Genomic DNA, 24760 nt, shown 5'->3' with positions numbered 1-24760 from the left:
TCATGCACTAATTCCCCGGATTGAACCTGTGAATCACTGAAAATTCGGGGCATAGCGAGTCGTTAGCATGACATCCTGTATTTATTTACAGGATAGGCATTTTATTTATCATGCGTTAAGGTCATCGTGCTTTTTTTATCCAGCTAAAAAGTACGGTCACCACTCATGTTGCGAATACTTCATTCGCTGCCCCGCACGCACAAGTTACTTCTGTTACCTGCCGCCACCATGGTTACTGTGCTGGGCACGCAAAAAATCTTCTCCGCTTTCGACGAACAAAATACCGATAGCGACTCCCGAAAAATCGTCACCGTCCCCATCGAAGTCGACACTCGTGTTGCTACGCTTCCCGAGGCTTCCAAGCCCTCGACACTAGCGCAAAGCATCCAGATGGCCATGGTTGCGATCGACGAGCTTGAAGCCCCCGCGCTCGCCGACATTGACCCGATTTCCCGCGCCGAAGCTGCCAAAATCGATGAATCCCTGGCACAGTTGGACACTGGCAAGACCAAGTCGACTGAGGGCAATAGCACGTCATTGGCCACGACCGATAATGGCGATATTGACAATCGAGTACTACATATTGCCATGCAATTGACCGGCGACGCAGTGTCAGGCGATGACGCCACCGGCAACGCCGATTACATTGCTGGCGGCACCTCCTACGATGATTTTTCGGCAGACCCTCTGGAACTGTTTGACGATGGTAGCGTATTTCTGGATCAGGAAATCGTCGCCAAGGAAGATCATGTCCCACAGTGGGAAAGCTACACCATTCAGCAAGGCGATACCTTTGCCGTGCTTGCCGAGCGGTCGCTAGGCATGGGGTATAGCGACGTCATGGAACTGCTGGACAGCGTTCCTGACAAGAACGTCTTGACGCATATGCGTACCGGTGACAATTTCGAATATCAGCTGGATGACAGTGGGCAGTTACTCGCGTTACGAATAATGAAGAACTCCCGCAAGGGCTATCTCATCCAGCAAGAAGATAGTGGCTTCGACGTTTCCGAGATAGAACGCTCCGGCGAAGCAACACAGCGCCTATTCGCCGGCAAGGTGACCGGCAGTTTCGGTCGTTCCGCGGAAGCCACGGGATTGTCGGCCCGGGAGGTTTCCTCTCTCTCGAACGTTCTGGAAAAGAAGCTGGATTTCCGCCGGGATACGCGTAACGGCGACCGATTTCATGTGCTTGTCGAATCCGACATCATCGATGGTGAGAGTCTTGATGCCCGTGTGCTCGCCGTGCATTACGAGGGCGAACGCATGGATCTGACCGTCGTGCGTAACAGCGCCGACAATCGCTTCTATACGCCGGAAGGTCAAAGCCTCGATCCTGCCTTCAGTCGCTACCCCTTCAGCGGCGACCATCGTATCAGTTCGTCTTTCAATTTGAGACGCAAGCACCCGATAACGGGCCGCATCAGTCCCCATTACGGCACGGACTTTGCCATGTCGACCGGCACACCGGTGGAATCCCCCGCCGATGGACGTGTCAAGAAAGTGGGTAATGACCCGTTGGCGGGGCGTTATCTTGTCATCGAACACGACAACGGCTATCAGTCTCGCTACCTGCATCTGTCTCAACAAACCGTGGAACAGGGCGAACGAGTCTCGATGGGGGAACGCATTGCTTTCTCCGGCAATACGGGCCGCAGTACCGGTCCTCATCTGCATTACGAGATCATCGTCAACAGCGATCGCGTCGATCCCATGCGTGTCGATCTGCCTGAAAGCCAGAACCTGAAAGGCGAAGCGCTGGCCAGTTTCAAGCAAGAGTCCGAAGAGCTTCTGGCTCGGCTGGAAAACGGCGAGAATGGTACCGTCGTCGCCAGTACTGGCAGGAACCGGGAAGCGCAGAGCAACAGCGACGATACATAGCGCCCTCAACCGTCTTCCGTTGCAACGACAACACCCCGCTTTTGCGGGGTGTTGTCGTTGCAACATCCCTGCTATGACTCATGACAAATGCCGATAGACATGCACCATTGCATTCTTATTGTGCAAACCCCGCCCGTATCCTCCCCATATGGTGCCTCGATCTGACTGTTCCCTCTCGCCTTTACAAGCAGACAAACTTAAATTATTGATATTAAATCTCATTAAAAAATCTGGCAGCCATGTTGCTTGATTAGAGAACACCCAATACAAGACGTAGACCAGGCTCCTCAAGGGGTACGAGTGCGTCGAACCGACCTTCAATGGTGAAGGATCAAGTCTCCGTGTTCGACTGTCATTCGACGAGGCAACCCCATGGACATTCGTAACAAAGCGAACAAGATACGTCTTCTCAATTTCAAAACACCACAGATGCGAGCCTTCCATCTCTCCTGGTTCGCATTCCATATTTGCTTTTTCGGTTGGTTCGGCATCGCCCCACTAATGGCAGTGGTACGCGACGATCTGGGACTGACCAAAACGCAAATCGGCAATACCATCATCGCCTCCGTCGCCATCACGGTGATCGTACGACTGCTGATCGGTGTACTGTGTGACCGTATCGGCCCTCGCAAGGCCTATACCTGGTTGCTCTGCCTCGGATCGATCCCGGTGATGGGAATCGGCCTGGCCGACAGCTTCGAGACGTTCCTGCTGGCGCGACTGGCCATCGGGGCTATCGGTGCCTCCTTCGTAATCACCCAATACCATACCTCGATCATGTTCGCCCCCAATGTCGTGGGTACGGCCAATGCCACCTCGGCCGGATGGGGCAATCTGGGGGGTGGCACAACCCAGATACTGATGCCGCTGGTCTTTTCCGGCGTCATGATGCTGGGCGTCAATGAAGCCTTTGGCTGGCGACTCGCCATGGTCGTGCCCGGCATCGTATTGTTCTTGGCCGGACTGGCCTATTACTTCCTGGCTCAGGATGCGCCGGACGGTAACTTCGAAGACTTGCGTGCACGCGGCGAACTGCCCCCCGCCAAGGGTGAGCACGGCATGAAGGAAGGTCTGACGACCGCCGTCAAGGATATCCGTGTCTGGGCACTGTTCATCGTCTATGCCGCTTGCTTCGGTGTGGAACTGACCATCAACAACATCGCCGCTATCTACTTCTTCGATAACTTCGACCTGACTCTGGCGACAGCCGGCATGATCGCTGGTCTGTTCGGGCTGATGAACATTTTCGCTCGTACCCTGGGCGGGATTTTCTCGGACCTGTTTGCGCGCAATGGCGGCCTGAAAGGACGCGTGCGCTGGTTATTCATCGCCATGCTGTGCGAAGGGATCGCATTGATGTTTTTCTCTCAGATGCACGTCCTGGCACTGGCGATCGGCATCATGCTGGTCTTCAGCTTGTTCGTGCAGATGGCCGAAGGCGCCACCTTCGGTATCGTGCCGTTCGTCAACAAGAAAGCCCTGGGCGCCGTTGCCGGCATCGTCGGTGCCGGCGGCAATGCCGGTGCCGTGGCAGCGGGTTTCTTGTTCCGCTCTGAAACGTTGACCTATCAGCAAGGCCTGTTCTTCCTGGGCGTGGCGGTCATCGTCGCATCGCTATGCGCCCTGCTGGTCCGTTTCTCACCGGAAACGGAAGCCGAAGAAGATGCCGCCTATCAGGATGCTGTCGGAAACCAGCCTTCCGCCGCTCTCTCGCTGCGCTAATACACTCCTCCATCCCTATTGAAACCGCTGCCCTCGGGCAGCGGTTTTTGTTGATGATTCTTGTCACCTTACGCCATGATGGAATCATTAGCGTTATAACCACTGACGAGATGAGGAGGAACGATGCGTCAACGAGTTCTGTTGATTACCGGTGCATCAAGTGGCATCGGGGCGGCAACGGCGCGGGCAGCCGCCAAGGAAGGGTTTCAGTTGGTACTGGCAGCACGGTCTGTGGACAAGCTGCAGAATCTCGCCCAGGAACTGGGGCCCGAAAATGTACTGACTGTCGGCTGTGACGTCACATCGATGGATGATCAGCAGAGTATGGTCGACCAGGCGCTGGAGCGTTTCGGCAGACTCGACGCCGTTTTCGCCAATGCAGGTCGTGGCGGCTCGCCGGGAGGCTTCAGTGGTGCCGATCACCATGCCTGGCACGACATGATTCTGACCAATGTCTATGGCGTGGGTGTCACGCTTCAGGTCACACTGCCGGCACTTCGCAAGACCCAGGGCCACGTCCTGCTCACCGGTTCGGCTGCCGGGCGAGCAACCATTCCCGGGTCGATGTACAGTGCCACCAAATGGGCCGTCAGCGGCATCGGTTACAACCTGCGCGAAGAGCTGCGCGGCAGCGGCATTCGCGTCACTCTGATCGAACCCGGCATGGTCGACACACCCTTCTTCGACGAGCCGCCGACGCATGCACTGGAAGATCGCGACATCGCCAATGCCGTCATGTATGCGGTCAATCAACCGGAACATGTCGATGTCAACGAGATCCTGGTCAGACCCACCCCGCCGACGGAGTGATGTTCATGCCAGGATCATGATCACGCAGGCGGCGGTCAGGCTGCCCATCACGACATTGAAGACCCGCCAATGTCGTGCCGTCTTGAGCAGTCGCCCCAGGGCAACCCCAAAGCCCGCCCAGATGGCGATCGATGGCAAGGTCACGATGCCCATGATCATGATCACGACCACGGCCGACGCCACGAAGGCATCGCCAGTCAAGGTGAACGACGCCACCCCCGAAATCGCCATTACCCACGCCTTGGGATTGGCAAACTGAAACGCTGCCGCCTGCAACAAGGTTAACGGCCGTCCCTCGGTTTCGCCGGTAATGGTCTCCGGTGGCGGAGCGCTGGCAATCTTCCAGGCCAGCCACAGCAGGTAAAGACTACCGACCACCTTGAGACCTTGCTGCAAGACGGGCCACTGCTGAAACAGGGCCCCCAGCCCGGTGGCCACTCCCCCCATCAGGGTCATCACGCCGATACTGATCCCGAGCATATGGGGCAATGTCCGAATGAAGCCGTAATTGGCGCCGGACGCCGTCAGCATCATGTTGTTGGGACCGGGTGTTGCCGTCATGCTGATGGAAAACAGCGTCATCGGACCTGCCAGGGCCAAGAGTTCCGTTGTCGACGTTCCCAGGACATCGCTCATGTCGCTTCCTTGATTGTAAGGGTACAATAAAGAAAATACAGGCAAAATTGCAGATACAATTGCAACAATGTCAGTATGACAAGCAACGAATCACCTGCAAGACTCGATTTGTCACCCCGACAATACATTGTCATCCTGACAAAACCCGATGGTGTCGATGATGAATGCGATCCGCGAAAACGCCCGGGCCCGCTGCCAGTGGCTCCCTTCTCTCGAAGCCATCTCGACGCCCCGCTACCAAGCCCTGGTCGACCAACTCGCTGCCGATATTGCCGACGGCACTCTGGCGCCCGGCGACCGCCTGCCGCCTCAACGCCTGCTCGCCGACGCCCTGGGCGTCACGGTCGGCACCATCACCCGCGCCTACCGGGAAGCGGAACGGCGCGGCCTGGTGGAAGCCCGTGTCGGCAGCGGCACTCGCGTCAGGGAGCGACGCAGTGACGCTCCCCGCTTTCACCATCTGTCCCACGCCGCCGACGACAGCATCGACCTCTCACTGAGCATTCCGATTCCCCATGTCATGCGCCAGCAGCAACTATCGGGGGCCTTGGCGAGCTTGTCCCGCCACGATCCGTCGGTGGAGACCGCCCTGGCCTACCAGTCCGAACAGGGGAACCGTCATCATCGCCGGCAACTGGCCGACTGGCTGACTACCCAGGGCCTGCCCATGGAAGTCGACGAACTGCTATTCACCGAAGGGGGACAGCATGCCGATTATCTGGTCCTGCAAGCACTGATACATCCGGGTGAAGCCGTGGCCTCGGCAGCCCTGACCTATCCCGGCATGATCGCAGCGGCACGCCAACTGGGGCTCAAGCACATCGCCGTGCCGATGGACGATCAGGGGGTACGTCCCGATGCCCTGGAGAGACTCTGCCAGCAACAGCGTATCCGGCTGCTGTATGTCATGCCGGAACACAACAACCCCACCGGATGCCATATGGGGCCGGAACGACGACATGCGCTCGTCGACGTGGCGCGCAGACATGACATGCTGCTGCTGGAGGATGGTGTGCAGTTCGTGACTGCAGAAACGCGAGGCACCTCCTTCTACCAACTGGCGCCCGATCTGTCGCTATACATCTTCAGCACCTCGAAGTTGCTCGCCGGCGGTCTGCGGTTCGGCGCCTTGCGCGCGCCCGCAGCGTTGATCCCCAAGCTATGTGCCGCACTACGAGCCCAGTGTTGGGCACCGCCGGATCTGATAGCCGCCGTGGCTTGCCAATGGCTGACCTCCCCGGAAGCCGACTCCCTGATGCGCTGGCAGTGGCAGGAAGTCGCCATCCGACAGCAGCGAGTCCAGGAGGTTCTCGGCGCGCACCAGCCGAAGGCCCACCCCTGCGGGTTCCATGCCTGGCTGACTCTTCCTGACCCCTGGCGAGCGACGGATTTCGTCAGCCGCGCCGCCGAACACGGCGTCACCGTGATCAGCGCCGACCCCTTCTGCGTCGGCAGCCAACCAGCACCGCAGGCCGTGCGACTCTGCGTGACGCCGCCCGCCGACCGCACTACATTGGAAACGGGGCTGTCGCGCCTGGCTGAACTGCTGGAGGAAGAGCCACTACGTGTTTCACCGATGGTGTGAGCCCCTACCAACCAACTAACGATCCTGGAGGCCTACGATGTCAGATGCGATAGATACGCAAGGACGTTGCCTGTGCGGTGCCGTGACGCTGCATGTGTCCGCCCATGACCCTCATGTGGATGTCTGCCACTGCCAAATGTGTCGTGTCTGGAGTGGCGGGCCAATGATGGCGGTCACGGCGTCCAGGGCGCCTCGCGTCGATGGCGAAGCGGACGTGGCGATTTACGCGTCGTCGGACTGGGCGGAAAGAGGGTTCTGCCGCCACTGCGGTACCCACCTATTCTACCGTCTCAAGAGCGGTGAGCATTACGCCATTCCCGTAGGCTTGATGGGCGACACCTCCCCTTGGGAGATGACGCTGCAGATATTCACCGATGAACAACCGCAATATTACGCTTTCGCCAATGACACCAGAACCATGACCGGCCAGGAAGTGTTCGAGATGTTCACGGGCGATGCATCGTCCTGACTCGCTCACTCCACCTGATTCAGCAGCTGCATTCCCTGCTCGATATCCGCGGCGATGGCGTGGCAGAACGCCTCGATGTCGCCGCGCGACAGCGCCTGGGTTACCTCACGGTGGTAATCATCGGCAATGGTCGACGCCCCCCAACGCGTGCAGATGTAACGCATGCTCGGTCCGTACTGCAGCCACAGGCTTTCCACGATCGGCAACAACACCCGTGACTGGCTGCGCCGGTAGATGTGGAAGTGAAAGCGGTAATTGCCGCGCATATAGCCCAGCAAGTCGGACTGTTCGATCGCCTCATCGATCTCGGCATCGATACGCCGCAGTTCGTCGATATCCTCGGCCGTGATATGCGCGAATGCCTGACGGGACACTTGCGTCTCCAGGCTCTTGCGCGCAAACAGCACTTCATGGAAACGCTCACGGCTCAGCTCCGGAACGATGATCTTGCGGCTGTCGGAAAAGACCAGCGCCCCCTCCGTCACCAGCCAGCGTATCGCCTCACGCGCCGGCATGGCGCTGGTACCGTACTCGGCGGCCACCCGGCGAATGGAGATCACATCAGCGGGACTGAAATCCCCTTCACACATACGGACGCGCAGGGCGCGATGCAGACGTGTCGAAGCGGTATCCGGCGAGAAGGCATCCTGACTGGTATTGGTATCCATGGGGTCACGACATCGTTCGTTATGGGTGATTGCCTCCTACCATAACGCAAATCCATGGCTTCGGCTGCTCATCGGCTCACGAACCTCTTGTGCATTGACAGTACCGTTGTTAATGTGATCACACATGTGTGATCACAACAATCGCAACGACACATCCAAGGAGTTTCCATGACCGTGGCGCGCTGCCCGTCCTACTACACCGCCTCGATCGTCGAAGAATCCGACTACCCCTCTCTCGCAGGCGATCACCGTGTCGATATCGCGATCATCGGCGGTGGTTTCACTGGCGTCGCCACGGCCGTCGAACTGAGTGAGCGTGGCTATCGCGTCGCCGTGATCGAAGCCAACAAGATCGGTTGGGGAGCCAGCGGACGCAATGGCGGCCAGGTCACCGGCAGCCTGTCCGGGCAGGATGCCATGATCAAGCAGATGCGCCGCACCCTGGGTCGTGATGCCGAGTCCTTCGTATGGGATCTGCGCTGGCGCGGCCACGAGATCATCAAGGCACGGGTGGAAAAATACGGTATCCCCTGCGATCTCAAGCATGGCCATCTGCAGGCGGCTTACAAGCCCTCTCATCTGCAGGCGCTACGCGATGACTTCGCTGCCTCGCAGCACCACTGGATCGGCGAGCACGTCCAGTGGCTCGATGCGGATCTCGTGAACCAGACCATCGGCACCACGCTCTATCACGGTGCGATCCGCAACGACTACAACATGCACCTGCACCCGCTCAACCTCTGTCTGGGCGAAGCGCGTGCGGCAGCCAGTCTTGGGGCACGGATCTTCGAAGCATCGCCGGTCGTGGACATCGAACATGGTACGACCCCGACCGTAGTCGGCGAACATGGCCGCGTCCAGGCCGACAGCGTAATTCTGGCCGGCAATGCCTATCACCGGCTGGAACGAGGCAAACTCAGCGGCAAGCTGTTTCCCGCCTCGCTCGGCATCGTCACCACCGAACCGCTGTCCGACGCAACGGCCGCCGCCATCAACCCCGATGATCTGGCCGTTTATGACACGCGTTTCGTCCTCGACTACTACCGCCTGACCGCCGATAAACGGCTGCTATTCGGTGGCGGTGCCAACTACTCCGGCAAGGATTCCGACGATGTCGGTACCGAGCTACGTCCACGGCTGGAACACACCTTCCCCCAGCTCCAGGGCGTCAGACTCGATTATCAGTGGCAGGGCATGGCAGGCATCGTACTCAACCGCATTCCCCAACTCGGCAAGCTTGCCGACAACGTCTATTACGCCCAGGGCTACTCCGGCCACGGCATCGCGACCTCACATATCGTCGGCGAAATCATGGCCGATGCCGTGACCGGTACGCTCGAAGAATTCGATGCCTTCGCCAACGTGAAGCACTGGCGCGTGCCCTTCAACGACCGGTTCGGCAACCATCTGCTGGCGCTCGGCATGTGGTACTACCAACTGCTGGAAAAGCTGCGCTGAGCGAGACGTTTCCTTCCCCATAAACCCACACGCGACAAGAACAACACGCGATTAGGTGAGATCGATGGAAATCAATGGACCTCTGATACTGCTCCCCACCGCCCTCGTGCTGATCCTGGCATTGTGGACCCGACGGGCCCTGGAACCCCTGGTATTCGGGGCATTCATCGGCACGTTGATGATCGACCCACGCAATGCCCTGAGCACGCTGTCCGACAACCTGCTGACGGTCATGACCGATGAGGACGTGGCCTGGGTCATCCTGGTCTGCGGACTGATGGGCAGCATCATCGCCCTGCTGCTCAAATCCGGTTCATCCCGTGCGTTTGCGCAATCGCTGATGCGCTATACCACCAACAAGCCACGTGCGCTGCTGGGCTGCTGGTTCATGGGTATCATCCTGTTCGTCGATGACTACCTGAACTCGCTCGCCGTCGGTACCTCGATGCGCAAGATCACCGACAGCTTCAAGACCTCGCGGGAAATGCTGGCCTATGTGATCGACTCCACCGCCGCGCCGATCAGCGTGATCATCCCGATCTCGACCTGGGCGGTATTCTTCGGCGCCCTAATCGAGAAGAATGGCCTGGCAGCGGACGGCCAGGGCGTGTGGACCTATATCCAGTCCATCCCATTCATGTTCTACCCCTGGATCGCAGTGGCGATGGTACCGCTGGTGGTCTCCGGCAAGATTCCGCTGATCGGTCCGATGAAAGCCGCCGAGCGCCGCGCCGAATCCACCGGCCAGTGCGTCCCGCCGGGCGCCGAACAGGTCGACAAGGCCATCGCTCATCTGGCCGAGAACGAACATACCCAGGGCAGCGTCTGGTCGTTCATCCTGCCCATGGTGTCGCTGGCCTTTTTCACCTGGTGGTTCGATCTCGACTTCCTGATGGCCGTGCTGCTGACGCTGGGTGGCATGATCGTCGCCTTCATCGCGATGAAGAAGCTATCGCCGGGAGAGACCTTCGACAACATTCTCGATGGCTTCAAGTCGATGCTCGATGCCCTGGCGGTACTGGTCGGTGCCTTCCTGTTCAATGAGGTCAACACCACGCTCGGTCTCAATGAGTACATCATCACCACCGTCGAACCCTTGATTACCGGGGAACTGTTACCGTTCATCATTTTCACCGTGATGGGCTTCGTGTCCTTCGCCACCGGCTCGAACTGGGGCGTGTTCGTCATCATCCTGCCCATCGTCACGTCGCTCGGGCACAGCCTCGGCGCCGACATGACACTAGTGATCGGTGCGACACTCTCGGCCAGCACCTTCGGCAGCCACGCCTGTTTCTACTCGGATGCCACGGTACTGACGTCCCAGGCGAGTGGCTGCACTCCCTTCCAGCACGCTTTCTCCCAGTTGCCCTACGCCGCCCTGGCCGGCTGTCTGGCTGCCGTGATCTACTTGGTGCTGGGCCACATGTAACCGGGAAGGAAACCGCTATCATGCGCGATGACCGTCATCACGTCTTCTGGGCATCAACCGTCAATTCCCAAAGCCAGCGCCGGTCGCTCGTGAACCGTCGAAGCGCCGATGTCGCCATCGTCGGCGCCGGCTTCACGGGCCTGTGGAGCGCCTATTATCTGAAGACGCTTGCACCGCACCTCGAGATCGCCGTGATCGAGGCCGAGCGGGTCGGCCATGGGGCCTCGGGGCGCAACGGTGGCTGGGTGGTCGGCAACCTGGCCGGGCTGGAGCGGCATATCGGCGGGCTTCCCATGACGCACCGCGCGGCGTGCTGCCGACTGGTGGCCGACAACGTCGATGACATTGGCCGCACCCTGGCCCGGGAAGGCATCGAGGCGGATTTCCACAAGGGCGGTGCCATCTATGCCGCCGCTCGCTATCCCGACCAGGTAGCCATTCAACAGGATTACCTGGCCCACTTGCACGAACTGGGGCACGACGAGGCGAACTGCTACTGGCTGGATGCCGATCAACTGGCCGGGAAAGCACGCTTTCGCAACGGCTATGGCGGGATCCACCATCGCCAGGTCGCCACCATCAATCCACTCAAGCTGGTGACAGGGCTGGCCGACACCGTGGAGCGCCTGGGGGTCACGATCTATGAACGCAGTCCTGCGACGAGTATCGCTAAAGGCGAAGTAAGCACTTACGAGGGGGGCATTGAAGCCTCCAACATAGTGTGCGCCACTGAAGGCTACGCGCAAGACTTCCATGATTTCCGACGGCATGTCATCCCTGTGCAGAGCCTGGTCATTGCCACCGAGCCCCTGTCGGCATCCACCTGGGAAGAGATCGGCATGCAGGAGCGCCCCGCCTTCGCCGACGCCAGCCGCCTGATCAACTACGGGCACCGCTCCGCCGATGACCGCCTGGTCTTCGGCGCGCGTGGTACCTACCGTTTCGGTGCCAGACCCAAGACCGACCACGCCATCAGCGACACCGATATCGCCATGCGCCGCGACCTGCTCACGGACCTGTTTCCGGCTCTCGAAGACGTTCGCATCACGCATGGCTGGGGTGGTTCACTCGGGCTGTCGCGTAACTTCAGGCCGCATGCCATCGTCGACCGCCGCACCGGCATCGCCACCGCCGGCGGCTATGCCGGTGAAGGAGTGGCCGCCTCACACCTGTTCGGACGCACCCTCGCCGACCTGATTCTGGAACGCGACACCGATATCGTTCGCATGCCCTGGGCCTTCGCCGACGCCAGCCATGCGCAACTGCTCAAACGCTGGGAACCCGAACCGCTGCGCTGGCTGGCCGCCCAGACCATCACGTACAGCTACGCTGGCGAAGAAGCCTTGATGCAACGCCAGCGTCACACACCGCTACTCAAGCCGGCATTGATGAAGACGAACGATTTCTTCGCCTCGCTCATCGAATGAACCGCCCCAGTTAGTGCTTACTCATGGCCTGGATCTTCGATGTGGGCCATGAGCGCCCGACTCAGTCGAAAAACGCCAGCGTTCGCACCTCGATGCTTTCCCTCGGTGGCGCGTCCAGCGGCGTCGTCGGGTCCTGGAAGGCAGTGTGAGGCGTGAAGCGCACTCGGCCATCGTCACGCGAATCGTAGCCCTTGATCAGCAGCCCTTCGTCGCGCCGCAGGTCGGGAAAGTAATACCAACGCTGAGTCGGATTATAGGCCAGGTGATAGATCTCACCGATGCGATCCGGGTAGACGAGATCGGTCGCCACCAAGTCAGCGTGATCGAGGGTCGACGCGTCGAGCAGGGCAAGCGGCGAACGTTTTACCGGCCCGCGTATCGGCCGCCACCAATTGATCTGTACCACCGGCACATTGCCCATCCGGGCGGCTTCCTCTTCGCCCAGCACATCGCGTATACGTTCGCGTCCGGAACGCTCGGTATAGTCGTTATGTACCCGGTTGGCAGGACCGCGTATGTCGCGCTGCCCGGCATCGCTGCGTCGGGTATGATCGAAAATGACGACGCGACTTGCGCCGGTGACTTCCTTGATCAATGTCTCGACTTCAGCATAGTAGGCGGTTGTCACTGCGGCATCATCATACAGATCGTCGACCGCTGTCTCCCGCCCATGCAACTCGAATCCATGCGTGTCCAGTGACAGGCGCGTCGACTGCAAGCGGCCATTGTGCATCGTCACCTCGCGCACCTCCTGCTCGGCGAAGTATTGCGGCTCACTGGCTCCGGTCAAGGCTTCGGTATGTACGTAGGGTTTTTCATCGCGCCTGACCAAGAACGTCAACGTCGCGGTGAGACTGGAACGATCACCTGTCGTGCGTTGCATATAAAGCCTCCTGACCCACGGAATACCGCCTCGATGCCGGCCTGTCGTTGCTCCTTTCATTAGGTATAGGGTCTGGACAGGCCACTTTCAAACGCGTATCGAGCCAATGTATCCAAGGTAAAGCGCTTTTTATCGACTCACCATCATGATGCCGGTGAGCAGGGCGACACCGCCAACCACGAAATTCATCGTCAACGGTTCGCCGAGCAGCAACGCCCCGAACAACACGCCGAAGATGGGCGACAGAAAGGAAAAGATGCCAAGCTGCGAGGCGAAATATCGCCGCAACAGGGCGAACCAGAGCAGCAGTGCGGCAAAAGAGATCACCAGCGTTTGAAAGGTCAGGCTGGCGACAACCGCCGCTGTCATGTGCGTACTGCCCAGATCGCCGAGCATGGCGGTCAGCGGCAACAGGATCAGGGCGGCAATCGCAAGTTGATAGCAGAGCGTCTGGACCGGTGGCGCTTCAGAAAGCGAGGAGCGCCGTATCACCAGCGTGGTTGCCGCCCACGCGAGCCCCGCCAGCAGCCCCAGAAGATCGCCAAACAGGATGTCCCCGGCATTGTCGATACCGGTATCCGGTGCCATCGCGACGACCATGCCTGCGAATGCCAGCACGACGCCACCCCACTGCTGGCCATTCAACTGCTCGCCCGGGACCAGAAGATGCAATCCCAGCGCCGCGAATACGGGTGCCGTGTAGAGAAATACGGACATGTGTGACGCCAGCGTATGGTTCAGGCCCCATGCCACGAAGACGAACTCGCCGGTAAATCCCAGCCCGACCAGTAGACCGGGCCCGAGCTGCGCACGTAAATCGGACACGCGTACGCCTTGCCAGTAAGCCAGCACTGTCACCAGACATGCGGCGATGAATGAACGCAGTGCGATCTGAGTCAGCGGCGATATATCGGTAGCCACGGATTTGATCGCCACTTGCTGAAACCCCAGCGCCAGGCAGAACAGTACCATCAAGCCACTCGCCTGAAGATCGATGGGCCGTCTGGCCGACGTGTTCGTCTGCGGTGCTGAACGCGTTTTCGTCAATCGCTTGCTGTATGCCATGACAGCCTCCCTTGGCGCTGAGTGGCGCCAAGTTGAGCATTTGCGAACACAGCCGCCAAACGATTAATCTGCCGGTCTAGGCTTAGGAAAACTCAATTCATGAAAATCGAACGATTGCCTCTCAATGCGCTTCGTGCCTTTGCCGAAGCGGCCAGAGCGGAAAGTTTCAAAGTGGCAGCCGATCGCTTGAGCGTGACGCCCGGAGCCGTCAGCCGTCAGATCAAACAGCTCGAGGACAGGCTCGGCATCGCGCTTTTCGATCGGCATCCCAACGGTGTGCATGTGAACGAGGCTGGGCGGCAACTGGCGGATGACATTCATGCCGGGCTGGAACGCATTACCGCCGGAGTCAATGCAGCCAGTGAGCGGGCCCGACGTGCCACGTCACTGACACTGAGTGCCCCGCCGTCATTCATGCAACTGTGGTTGCTGCCACGCTTGGCGGAATTCGAGGCCGAGGAGGGGCATATCGAGGTGTCACTGGATGCCAGCCAGTCATTGACGACACCCGCCTGGTACGGCGATGGCGCCCGACTGGCGATTCGTTACGGGCAAGGCCCCTGGCCGGGCGTCAACAGTCACCACTTGCTCGGCGATACGCTGTTCCCTGTCTGCTCACCGTCATTGTTGACTCAGGGTCCCCCGCTCAGGGAACCGGCAGACCTGGCCAATCACACGTTGCTCGAGGTGTCCTGGGAATCGCGCCAAGGCCTCGCCTTTCCAGGCTGGCAAGCGTGGCTCAAGGCCGCCGGTGTCGCCGATACCGTCACACCACCACAGCGTCGCTATTCGCTATTCGGACTGGCAATGGATCACGCGATCGCCGCGCGCGGTGTGATGCTCGCCAATCCCCCGGTCGCCAAGGACCGGCTGGACAGCGGTGTGCTCGTTCGCCCATTCGGCACGCACCATGTACTCCCCTCGCCGTTCACCTATGATCTGATTCTGCCAGCCTCCGGTGAGGCGCCGCCTGCAGTCCGACGTTTCATCGACTGGCTGATATCGAAGGCCCACAGCTTCGAGCGTGAAACGGCAGAGCGATAGGGCACGCCCTGTTCATCCCTTGCCTTGCCGCGTCCAGAACAGGGCGAACAGTTCCGATTGGGTGCTGATACCAAGCTTGTGGTAGAGGTGTTTCTTGTGGCTGCGCACCGTTTCGATGCTGATATCCAGGCGGCGGGCGATACCTTTCGTGGAGCAGCCACTGAGCATCAGTTGGCTGACCTCCCGTTCGCGTTCGGTGAGCATGTCATCGTCCAGCGGGAAAGGACGCCGAGGGGTCGTGGTGTAGGAACGCTGTGTCACCGCCTGATCGATATCGCTTTCGAAATGCATGCGCTGACGCATCAGCGGTAACAACCACGGCTGAACCAGCGCCATGAAACCGATGGCATCGGTGTTGTAACGCGCTTGCGAACCCAGCGACAGACACAGCGTGCGATCGACATCGAGCGCCACGTTGAACTGCACTTCATCGTTGACCACATTGCGCTGGAAATACCGCCGATAATACTCCGTGTCGGTAAAGCAGTCCGGCGCCACGTCATCCAGCCGATACAGGCCGTCACGATCGCCCTCACCGATGGCGATATAGAAGGGATCGAGCAGATAGAGTCCATGGCGGTAATCCTGCAACAGCCGTTCGTCGCTCCCCTCCTCTTCACCACTCACACCGAGCAACACCGGCGGCTGCGTGCGCGAAAAGACGACCGCCATCCAGGTATGAAACGTCAACGAGGTCCGCAACAACCGCACGATCCCCAGCCAGAATGACGGCGAATCCAGTTTATCGACTGCCTGGCCGAAACCTCGATGCCAGGCCAGTGTTTCCAGAGACGACATGACGCCCCCCTTTTGTGGTAACCCTTCCATGTCATAGGCAAACGGGTTCACCGCGCTACACTTGGGCGTTGAGTATCCAATAACAGTCCCGTCAGGGATGGTATACCGAAAGGCCATCAGCGTCAGCGGAAGACACCTCTTGATCACGGCGACATGGACACCAATCCCTCCGGATTACACCATTCCCTTCGACTTGCTCACCGCAGCCAATAAGGACAACGCATGCTGACGTTTCACTCGGAAGATACCAAAAAGCGCCAGGCCCGAACCGAACTCTATGGCGGCACTCTGGTGCCTCCCTTCGAGTGTCCGGAACGGGTCGATATCATTATCGACCGCGTCCGCCAGGTCGGTCTGGGAGAGGTCCGCTTGCCCGGTGCATATGGGCTCGAGCCGGTGCTGGCCATTCACGACGCCCGCTACATCGCCTTTCTCGAGACCGCCTGGGATGAATGGGTCGCTGCCGGCCTGGACGGCGAGCCGATCCCGTCGATCTGGCCGGCTCGACGCCTGCGCAGCGATGTCATTCCCGACAATATCGATGGCAAGATCGGCTACTACGCGCTGGCAGCGGAAACCTCGCTGTCACCGGGCACCTTCGAGGCCGCCGAAACCAGCAAGGACATCGCGCTATCTGCGCTGGATCACGTGCTTCATACCGGAGAGCCGGCATTCGGTCTGTGCCGTCCACCGGGCCACCACGCCGCCGTCGATCAATATGGCGGCTACTGTTTCTTCAACAATGCCGCGATCGCTGCCCAATGTGCGCTCAACGACGGCATACAACGAGTCGCGATCCTCGATATCGACTTCCATCACGGCAACGGCACCCAGGATATCTTCTACGATCGCGACGACGTGCTGTTCCTCTCGTTGCATGGCGAGCCCAACGATGCCTTTCCCTACTATCTGGGCTTCGCCGACGAAACCGGGCGAGGCAAGGGCGAGGGCTTCAACGTCAACTACCCGCTGCCACGCCACACTGATTACACCGCCTGGTCGCAGGCGCTCGACCGGGCCATCGAGCGTATTCGAGCCTACCGTCCGGAACTGCTGATCGTCTCCCTGGGGGTCGATACCTTCGAAAGGGACCCCATCAGCTTCTTCAAGCTCATGAGCGAGGATTTCATCGACTGCGGCCGCCGGCTCAAGCAGATCGGCCTGCCGACGACCTTCCTGATGGAAGGCGGTTACGCCGTGGAAGAGATCGGTATCAATACCGTCAATGTACTGACGGGCTTCGACGGCACTTGATTCACCAGCACCGACAATAACGACGCATGACGCCACCAGCCGCACTCCATCGACAATGTCAACAAACAGGAACCGGCAACGATGACTACCACGACCGCAACGACACCCAACGACGACCGTTCGCTCAAACGCATACTTGGCTTGCCATCGCTGGTCTTTTTCGGCCTGGCCTACATGGTGCCGCTGACAGTCTTCACCACCTATGGCGTAGTGACCCAGGAAACCGGCGGCCACCTGCCCACCGCCTATATCGTGACGCTGGCAGCGATGTTCTTCACCGCCTACAGCTACGGCCGCATGGTTGAGAGCTATCCGGCGGCCGGCTCGGCCTACACCTATGCACGGCGTTCCTTCGGCGGCCACACCGGCTTCATGGTCGGCTGGGCGCTGCTGCTCGACTACATCTTCCTGCCGATGATCAATTATCTGGTGATCGGCATCTACATGAAGGACTACTTCCCTGCCGTGCCGGAAGCGGTATGGATCGTCGGCGCCATCGGCATCGTCACGGCCCTGAACGTCCTGGGCATCAAGCTGGTGGCAAAGATGAATTTCCTGATCATCGCCTTCCAGTTGGTCTTCCTCGGTGTCTTCATCGCCATCTCCTTGAGCGCCTTGGGTAGCGGTGAAACACCGTCCCTGATCGCGCCCTTCTACAGCGAGGACCTGTCCGGGACCGCCATCGTCGCCGGGGCCGCCATCCTGTGCCTGTCGTTCCTGGGCTTCGATGCCGTCTCGACGCTCTCCGAGGAGACCCGCGAACCACGCCGTGACATCCCCCGCGCCATCATGCTCTGCACCCTGGTCGGCGGCACGCTGTTCATCATCGCCTCCTGGGCCGGCCACATGGTCTTCCCCGAGTGGCAGAACTTTCGCAATGCCGATTCCGCCGCCGTGGATGTGATGCGTCAGGCCGGCGGCACCTTCATGGTCACGTTCTTCACCGCCGCCTATGTCGCCGGATGCTTCGCCTCTGCCATGGCCTCGCAAGCCAGCGTATCGCGCATCCTGTACGCCATGGGACGTGACAAGGTATTGCCCAACCGCGTCTTCGGCAAGGTCAGTCAACGTTACGCCACCCCCATCGGTGCAACGCTGGTCGTCGGTGCCATTTCGTTATTGGCGCTGGTGATCAGCCTGTCACTGGCTGCCAACATGATCAGCTTCGGCGCCCTGGTGGCCTTCTCCTTCGTCAATCTCTCGGTGCTCAAGCACTTCCTGATCGATCAACACAAACGCAGTGGCAGCGATCTGATCCGCTATGGTCTGCTGCCGGGCACCGGATTCCTGCTAACCGTCTGGCTATGGACCAGCTTGTCGTCGACCACCTTCGAAGTCGGGCTGACCTGGGTTGCCGTCGGCTTCCTCTATCTGGTGTACCTGACCCGGCTGTTCAGGGAAGGTGTACCGGATTTCGAACTTCAGGAAGCGTAATCCCTGAAGCGGCGACGGTGGCATTTCCTCCATGCATCGGTTATTGATAGGAACGTTTCGACGCTTCGTTCGACCGATGCATGGCAGGGAGACAACCGCATGAGTCTGGAATCCGTTCGCCGCTTTTTCGCCGAGAAGGCCCCCGATATCGAGGTGCTGGAACTCGAAACCAGCACCGCCACGGTGGATCTTGCCGCCGAGGCACATGGTGTCGAGCCCGGTCAGATCGCCAAGACGCTGGCCTTTCGGGTCGGTGATCGACAGGTACTGGTGATCGCCAGCGGCGATGCCCGTTTCGACAATCGCAAGATGCGCCAGACGTTCGACAACAAGGCGAAAATGCTGGATGCCGAAACGGTGCTGGCATTGACCGGTCATCCGGTAGGGGGTGTCTGCCCCTTCGGGCTCGCCACACCTCTGCCGATCTATTGCGATCAATCACTGAAAGCGTATGACGAAGTCCTGCCCGCCGCAGGGGCCCACCACACCGCCGTGCGGCTCTGCCCGGAACGGCTGGCGACGCTGGTCGATGCCGAATGGGTGGATGTGTGCAAGTTGCCGGAAACGGAAACACGGGAATAAATCGCGACGGTTGGAAATTCACGCCTGCGCCGTTATGATGCACCACAGCGTAAAGTTCGACCGACATGGTGCATGACAGGCATTCACGAACTGGGCCATGCGCTGATATCGCCTCCCGATACTATCGTAGCTTTTTGATTATAAAGGGCGGGGTAAAATGTTGGCCCAATTTTCGTATAGTATGATGTGAAAAGAAAAAGCCAAGCGAGGCTTGGCTTTTCACCCGATTTCAGCGTCGCTGCCTAGGCAGCGATGAACCGAGTGAGCTGGCGTGCTCCCCTAGTCCCCTTCGGGGGACTTTTTTTATTGTTGTTTGCAGGGGTTGTTTTTCATCAAGTGTCGACCGTCTGGCGCCTCCGTACAACACGACTTTCGTTGAACGGTCACATCACTGTCATCGTCGCCTGCTATGTGCTCTCACCTGTCAACGCTATTGGCCTCAATACCTCAATCGACCAGACTGGTACCTTCCTGATATCCCTATGAGGCCCCTGGCATGTCACTCCTCACGTTACGTTGGGCCAAGGCGGTTCTATTGATGCTGTGTGTTGGAATCGTTCCGCACACCATGGCAGCTATCGATCGCTCGGCTCTGGACTCCGCCGTCCAGAAGGCCGGTGAGCTGTCGCGCACCCACACGTTGCTGGTTGCCATCGATGGCGAGACAGTGATCGATCGTGGCTGGCGTGGCCACGCCACCGACGAAACGGCAAACATCAAATCACTCTCCAAGCTACTGATCTCGGCGCTGGTAGGCATAGCCATCGAACGTGACATCATCGCGGGGGTCGACCAGCCCGTCGTCGAGTTGCTCGATCGCCGAGTGCCCGGCGATGTCGACCATCGCGTCAACGACATTACCGTCGGGCATCTGCTTTCCATGCAGGCGGGATTGGAACGTACCTCCGGCGCCAACTATGCCGGTTGGGTCGCCAGCGATAACTGGGTCCGCGATGCACTGACACGTCCCATGGTCGGCGAGCCCGGTGGACGCATGCGCTACTCGACGGGGAACAGTCATCTGCTCTCGGCGGCACTGACCGAGGCAAGCGGCCGCAGCACATTGGCCCTGATGCGTGACTGGCTGGGCGAACCGCTGGGTATCGCCATTCCCGCCTGGACACGCGATCCGCAAGGTATCTATTTCGGTGGCAACGAGATGAGCCTCACCCCGCAGGCGCTGCTACGCCTCGCTGAACTCTATCGCCAGCAAGGGAAGCATGCTGGCGAGCAAGTGCTGACTGCCGAATGGATCGAGCGTTCATGGGCACCGAGAACCCGTTCCGTATTCAATCAGGACTTGTACGGTTACGGCTGGTTCAGGACTGAGCTGGACGACACGACGGTCCACTACGGCTGGGGATATGGCGGCCAGTTGCTGTTCGTCATCCCCGCACGGAACATGACGATCATCATGACCTCCGACCCGACGCCCCCTTCCAATGGCAGCACATACCTCGAGCAGGCAAAAGCGGTGGTCGAACGGATGATCGCTGCCGTCGAACCGTCCTGATCGACATCCATCTGTAGTGTGCTGTCATCTTTCCGGTCAGCGCTGGGCCGGGGTCTGCGCGTCTTTGAGGCACGACGCCGGGCTGGTCTCGGCCATACTCACCACACTACCGACGATGATCAGGCAAGGCGACGGTAGCGGCTGCGCCGCCAGTTTGCGCGGCATGTCGGCCAACGTTCCAACTAATGCCTGCTGATCGGGCAGGCTGGCGTTGGCGACCAGCATGATCGGCCAGTCCTCCGGCAACCCGGCACGGTGCAATCCGGCACAAATGGCCGCGACCTTCGAGAGCCCCATATAGAACACCAGGGTTTCATCGGTACGCGCCAGCGAGTGCCAATCCGGTTCGCCGCCTTCACGGCAGAGCTGGGCGGTGACGAAACGCAACTGCTGGGCATGGCCACGGTCGGTGAGCGGAATCCCCGTCTCGGCACAGGCCGCCGATGCGGCGGTGATTCCAGGCACGATTTCAGCGGGAATGTCGGTTTCGCCCAGCGCGGCGAGTTCCTCTCCCATGCGACCGAACACGCCGGGATCACCTCCTTTGAGGCGAACGACCGACTTGCCCTCACGGGCGAGCGTGGTCAAACGAGCGCCGATCTCGGCCTGGGGAACACTGTGATGGCCCCGTGCTTTGCCCACGTAATAGCGCTCGGTGCTGGGCGGAATCAGGGACAGTACGTCATCGCCGATGAGGCGATCGTAGACGATGGCATCGGCCTGTTGCAGCAGGCGCACTGCCTTGAGCGTCAGTAGTTCGACGTCACCGCTACCCGCCCCGACCAGATAGACCGTACCGGGTCGGCAGTCACCGCAGAGTCGCGCCGGCAGCGGCAAATCGCGGCCAGTCGAGCGGGACAGGACGTCGAGATAGCGCGAGACTCCCTGGCTCATGCGAGCGAGGAACTCAGGCCACTTCTGTTTCAGGTGTCGTTGCAGAGTGCGCATGAGTGCTCTCCTCTTCAATCAGGGATTTCAATTCAGGAACGCAGGAGCCGCACTGGGTACCACACGCCAGCCGGGCCCCCAGCGCCTCGACGCTGGTATCGCCCTCGCGAATGGCATCGACGATGACCTTCTGGCCGACCTGATGGCAGCTACACACCAGCGGACCATTATCGGCTTCCCCCGATTCGCAACCGGCCAGCAGGCGGCGCCGCTGATTCTCATCGAGCCGCTCACCGGCTTGCGCGTCGGCAAAGCGGTCATCCAGCCAGTTCATGCCGGGTAATTCACAGGGCGGCGCCACCATCAACCACCAACACAACCGGCCGTCCTCGATACCGGCAGCACGCAGTCGGCCGCTGGCGGGATCGTCGCACCACAGCGAGGGAGACACCGGCAGGAGCTCCTCCACCCAGGCCAGCCAGTCACGGCGTTCGCCTGGCTCACCACCGGCCAACTGCAACCGCTGGCAATGCCCCAACGGGATACGGGTCCAGTAGCGGTTGCCCTCCTGCCAGTCGGTGTCGCACCTCAGTGATTCCGCCACCAACAACGTGGCTTCCCAGCCGACCGACATTGGCGCCAGCGACACCGCCCCATGCTTGGCTTCCGGCTGCCCGGACAGGGAATCGATGTGGGCCTCCAGCAGTCCGCCGGTACGGGCAGCCATGCTGAAACGGTCGGTCCAGTGAATGGGAATGAACACCTCGCCGCGACGCTGGCCCTTGGAGAGACGTACGCGTCCGCAATACTCCCCTGTCCGGCTGGTCAGGCACGCCAGTTGCTGATCGCTCACTCCCAGCGCTGCGGCATCGGCGGGACTCACTTCGATGAAGGGCTCGGCACGATGATTCATCAGTCGCGGTGCGCGGGCGGTCCGCGTCATGGTGTGCCACTGGTCGCGGACACGCCCGGTATTGAGGCGCAGTGGGCGTGCCGCACTCAGGGCCTGTTCAGGGGCTCGGGGACGCACGGGCACCAATGCGGCGTGCCCCGTCGGTGTCGCGAAACGGCCGTCCTCGAACAAGCGCACCGTGCCAAGCGGTGCAACGCGGTTGACCGGCCACTGGATCGGTGTCAGCGCATCGTAAGCGGCCCGATCCATGCCGGCCAGTCCCGAGATATCGAACAACCGGGATCCTTCACCCGTATTCTCGAAACCTGAGAGTCGAGCGTGTTCATCGAATATCTCGCCGGGATGCGTGTACGGGAAAGCGGCGCCGAAGCCCAATCGTTTCGCCACCTCGACCATGATCCACCAGTCGTGGCGCGCCTCGCCGGGTGGCGGCAACATGCCGCGTTGGCGTGAGATGCGCCGCTCGGAGTTGGTGACGGTGCCATCTTTCTCGGACCAGGACGTCGCCGGCAACACGATATCGGCATAGTCCATCAGATCGGTATCGGCCATGCAGTCGGAGACGATCACCAACGGGCACTTCGCTAGTGCCGCCCGCACTCGATTGGCGTCGGGCAGGCTGACCGCCGGGTTGGTCGCCATGATCCACACTGCCTGGATCGCGCCGCTCTCCACGGCATTGAACAGTTCCACCGCCTTGTGGCCGGGACCTTCCGGGAGTCTCGGCGTCAGATCACCGGTGCTCCAGAAGCGGGTGACCCGCTCGATGGCACCAGGGGTGTGATAATCCATGTGGGCCGCCAACTGGTTGGCCAGGCCTCCGACCTCACGACCGCCCATGGCATTCGGCTGGCCGGTGATCGAGAACGGTCCGGCACCGGGCAGTCCGAGCTTGCCGCCGGCCAGGTGGCAATTGATGATGGCATTGCACTTGTCGGTGCCGCTGGTGGACTGGTTGATCCCCTGCGAGTAGAGCGTGACGACGTGCAACTGGCTGGCGAACCAGTAGAAGAAGGTTTCCAGGGCTTCGCTATCGAGATCACAGTCGGCAGCGATCGCCTCGATGCGGGTATCGTCTTCGCGTGCGGCCGCCAGGGCCTCGTCCAACCCTGCGGTATGCTTGTCCAGGTAGACGGTATCGAGACGCCGCTTATCGGCCATCCATGTCAGTAGCCCACTGAACAATCGGGCATCGCTGCCTGGCTTGAGACCCAGATAGAGATCGGCGATCTCGCAGGTATCGGTCACACGCGGATCGATCACCACGACCCGTAGCAAGGGATTGCGCTGCTTGGCCACTTTCAGGCGCTGATAGAGTACCGGGTGATTCCAGGCCAGATTGGAGCCGACCAGCACGACCAGTTCGGCCTCTTCGATATCTTCATAACTGCATGGAACGGCATCGGCCCCGAATGCCCGTTTGTAGGCGGCAACGGCGGACGCCATGCAGAGTCGCGAATTGGTATCCAGATGCGGCGTACCGAGAAAGCCCTTGAACAGCTTGTTGGCGACATAATAGTCCTCGGTCAATAACTGACCGGAGAGATAGGCGGCCACGGCGGAATCACCATACTCGGTTCGGGTGGTGGCCAGGCGGCTGGCGACACTCTCGAGTGCCGTGTCCCAGTCCACCTCACGGCCATCGACCTGGGGCGCCATCAAGCGTCCATGCCGGCCGAGGGTTTCATGCAAGGCCGAGCCCTTGACGCAGAGACGCCCGAAATTGGCAGGATGGTCGCGATCGCCTGCCACCGAGGTCACCGTTTCGCCATCGTGTATCGCCTCCACGCCACAGCCGACCCCGCAATAGGGGCAAGTCGTGCAGATCCGTGTTCCGGTCGTGGACTCCGGCTTGTCCGTGGGCTGTTGCATTGGGCCCTCCAAAAGTAAAAAACGCCCAGACCCGGTACCTGGAAGAGGTTACCGACACTGGACGTCATTGCCTGATATGCAGATGAATTCTTGGCGGATCGTCGCTGATCCGAGGGCGGTATCATGTCGCCCCACGCTCTCTACTTCATGAATGCAATAGTTATGCCACCGCTTCAGGGAACGATGCCGGAACTACAGTAAAATGAGAGAGTTAAAGTCCATCATCGACAGGCCGATGCATGGCTGGATGCCGCCATCACGGCAGACATTTGCACCAAAGAGATGCATCGATGACTCTGCCGGGCACGTTGTTGACACAACCCATCGGCACGCTTTGGGAAATCCGGCTCATGCTCGACCGCCCCTAACCGCCCTCTTTTAGGGCATTTGTTCACTAATAGCACCAGAGTGGAACATGCTTTGCATGGT

20 protein-coding genes are annotated in these 24760 nt (G+C 60.1%); 13 read left to right on the top strand and 7 right to left on the bottom strand.

Annotation, left to right across the window (positions count from 1 at the left end; translation table 11 throughout):
* Positions 1-165: 165 nt before the first annotated feature.
* The 3 genes from FVV99_RS08835 (at position 166) to FVV99_RS08825 (ending at position 4413) form a co-directional block, all read left to right on the top strand.
* Positions 166-1881 carry a peptidoglycan DD-metalloendopeptidase family protein gene (locus FVV99_RS08835; RefSeq protein WP_148253684.1) on the top strand — a complete coding sequence of 572 codons (1716 nt, stop codon included), beginning with the start codon at positions 166-168 and terminating at the stop codon, positions 1879-1881.
* A gap of 372 nt (positions 1882-2253) precedes the next feature.
* Positions 2254-3603: a NarK family nitrate/nitrite MFS transporter gene (locus FVV99_RS08830; RefSeq protein WP_148253683.1), complete on the top strand. Its 1350-nt coding sequence runs from the start codon at positions 2254-2256 to the stop codon at positions 3601-3603.
* Between the two features lie 123 nt (positions 3604-3726).
* Positions 3727-4413, top strand: a complete 687-nt coding sequence (locus FVV99_RS08825) for an SDR family oxidoreductase (protein WP_148253682.1) — start codon at positions 3727-3729, stop codon at positions 4411-4413.
* 3 nt (positions 4414-4416) lie between these two features.
* On the opposite strand, the gene FVV99_RS08820 is transcribed toward FVV99_RS08825, so the two are convergent.
* The gene (locus FVV99_RS08820; protein WP_148253681.1) at positions 4417-5049 is read right to left on the bottom strand and encodes a LysE family translocator; all 633 of its coding nucleotides are present in this window, start codon (positions 5047-5049) and stop codon (positions 4417-4419) included.
* Positions 5050-5206: 157 nt separating this feature from the next.
* On the opposite strand from FVV99_RS08820, the gene FVV99_RS08815 reads away from it, so the two are divergent.
* A complete protein-coding gene (locus tag FVV99_RS08815) occupies positions 5207-6634 on the top strand; it encodes an aminotransferase-like domain-containing protein (RefSeq protein WP_236645347.1) in 1428 nt (475 codons plus the stop codon).
* A gap of 37 nt (positions 6635-6671) precedes the next feature.
* Positions 6672-7103, top strand: a complete 432-nt coding sequence (locus FVV99_RS08810) for a GFA family protein (protein WP_148253680.1) — start codon at positions 6672-6674, stop codon at positions 7101-7103.
* Between the two features lie 5 nt (positions 7104-7108).
* On the opposite strand, the gene FVV99_RS08805 is transcribed toward FVV99_RS08810, so the two are convergent.
* Complete coding sequence (locus FVV99_RS08805; RefSeq protein WP_148253679.1) at positions 7109-7771, bottom strand: GntR family transcriptional regulator; 663 nt, start codon at positions 7769-7771, stop codon at positions 7109-7111.
* Between the two features lie 168 nt (positions 7772-7939).
* Between FVV99_RS08805 and FVV99_RS08800 the strand changes: the two genes are divergently transcribed.
* The 3 genes from FVV99_RS08800 to FVV99_RS08790 all read left to right on the top strand — a co-directional run bounded on the left by FVV99_RS08800 (position 7940) and on the right by FVV99_RS08790 (position 12085).
* On the top strand, positions 7940-9229 hold the full coding sequence (locus FVV99_RS08800) for an NAD(P)/FAD-dependent oxidoreductase (RefSeq protein WP_148253678.1): 1290 nt from the start codon (positions 7940-7942) through the stop codon (positions 9227-9229).
* A 64-nt stretch (positions 9230-9293) separates the two neighbouring features.
* Entirely contained in the window at positions 9294-10658 is a 1365-nt protein-coding gene (locus tag FVV99_RS08795; protein WP_148253677.1) for a Na+/H+ antiporter NhaC family protein, read from the top strand.
* A gap of 20 nt (positions 10659-10678) precedes the next feature.
* Positions 10679-12085 carry an NAD(P)/FAD-dependent oxidoreductase gene (locus tag FVV99_RS08790; protein ID WP_148253676.1) on the top strand — a complete coding sequence of 469 codons (1407 nt, stop codon included), beginning with the start codon at positions 10679-10681 and terminating at the stop codon, positions 12083-12085.
* A gap of 61 nt (positions 12086-12146) precedes the next feature.
* On the opposite strand, the gene FVV99_RS08785 is transcribed toward FVV99_RS08790, so the two are convergent.
* Both FVV99_RS08785 and FVV99_RS08780 read right to left on the bottom strand, forming a co-directional pair.
* Complete coding sequence (locus FVV99_RS08785) at positions 12147-12968, bottom strand: CmcJ/NvfI family oxidoreductase (protein WP_148253675.1); 822 nt, start codon at positions 12966-12968, stop codon at positions 12147-12149.
* 129 nt (positions 12969-13097) lie between these two features.
* On the bottom strand, positions 13098-14033 hold the full coding sequence (locus FVV99_RS08780) for a DMT family transporter (protein WP_148253674.1): 936 nt from the start codon (positions 14031-14033) through the stop codon (positions 13098-13100).
* A 99-nt stretch (positions 14034-14132) separates the two neighbouring features.
* Here FVV99_RS08780 and FVV99_RS08775 point away from each other — a divergent pair, with 99 nt between their 5' ends.
* A complete protein-coding gene (locus tag FVV99_RS08775; RefSeq protein ID WP_148253673.1) occupies positions 14133-15077 on the top strand; it encodes a LysR substrate-binding domain-containing protein in 945 nt (314 codons plus the stop codon).
* A gap of 12 nt (positions 15078-15089) precedes the next feature.
* Here the strand turns inward: FVV99_RS08775 and FVV99_RS08770 are convergent, their stop codons facing one another.
* Complete coding sequence (locus FVV99_RS08770; protein WP_236645346.1) at positions 15090-15875, bottom strand: helix-turn-helix transcriptional regulator; 786 nt, start codon at positions 15873-15875, stop codon at positions 15090-15092.
* Positions 15876-16097: 222 nt separating this feature from the next.
* On the opposite strand from FVV99_RS08770, the gene FVV99_RS08765 reads away from it, so the two are divergent.
* From FVV99_RS08765 to FVV99_RS08750, 4 genes are all read left to right on the top strand, one after another.
* The gene (locus FVV99_RS08765) at positions 16098-17129 is read left to right on the top strand and encodes a histone deacetylase family protein (protein ID WP_148253672.1); all 1032 of its coding nucleotides are present in this window, start codon (positions 16098-16100) and stop codon (positions 17127-17129) included.
* 81 nt (positions 17130-17210) lie between these two features.
* On the top strand, positions 17211-18563 hold the full coding sequence (locus tag FVV99_RS08760; protein WP_148253671.1) for an APC family permease: 1353 nt from the start codon (positions 17211-17213) through the stop codon (positions 18561-18563).
* Between the two features lie 99 nt (positions 18564-18662).
* Complete coding sequence (locus FVV99_RS08755; RefSeq protein WP_148253670.1) at positions 18663-19145, top strand: YbaK/EbsC family protein; 483 nt, start codon at positions 18663-18665, stop codon at positions 19143-19145.
* Between the two features lie 496 nt (positions 19146-19641).
* The gene (locus FVV99_RS08750) at positions 19642-20658 is read left to right on the top strand and encodes a serine hydrolase domain-containing protein (protein ID WP_148253669.1); all 1017 of its coding nucleotides are present in this window, start codon (positions 19642-19644) and stop codon (positions 20656-20658) included.
* Between the two features lie 36 nt (positions 20659-20694).
* Here FVV99_RS08750 and cobA read toward each other — a convergent pair whose 3' ends face one another.
* Together cobA and FVV99_RS08740 are read right to left on the bottom strand one after the other, a co-directional pair.
* Positions 20695-21606, bottom strand: coding sequence for a uroporphyrinogen-III C-methyltransferase (gene cobA / locus FVV99_RS08745; RefSeq protein ID WP_148253668.1), 912 nt, complete (start codon positions 21604-21606; stop codon positions 20695-20697).
* Positions 21566-24331, bottom strand: coding sequence for a nitrate reductase (locus FVV99_RS08740; RefSeq protein ID WP_148253666.1), 2766 nt, complete (start codon positions 24329-24331; stop codon positions 21566-21568). Before FVV99_RS08740 ends, cobA begins: the two co-directional genes overlap by 41 nt.
* Between the last annotated feature and the right edge of the window lie 429 nt (positions 24332-24760).

It is taken from the genome of Aidingimonas lacisalsi, from assembly GCF_008079445.1.
Classification (GTDB): Bacteria; Pseudomonadota; Gammaproteobacteria; order Pseudomonadales; family Halomonadaceae; genus Aidingimonas; species Aidingimonas lacisalsi.
The sequence above is the reverse complement of the archived record's forward strand: the minus strand, read 5'-3'. Positions and strand labels throughout refer to the sequence as shown.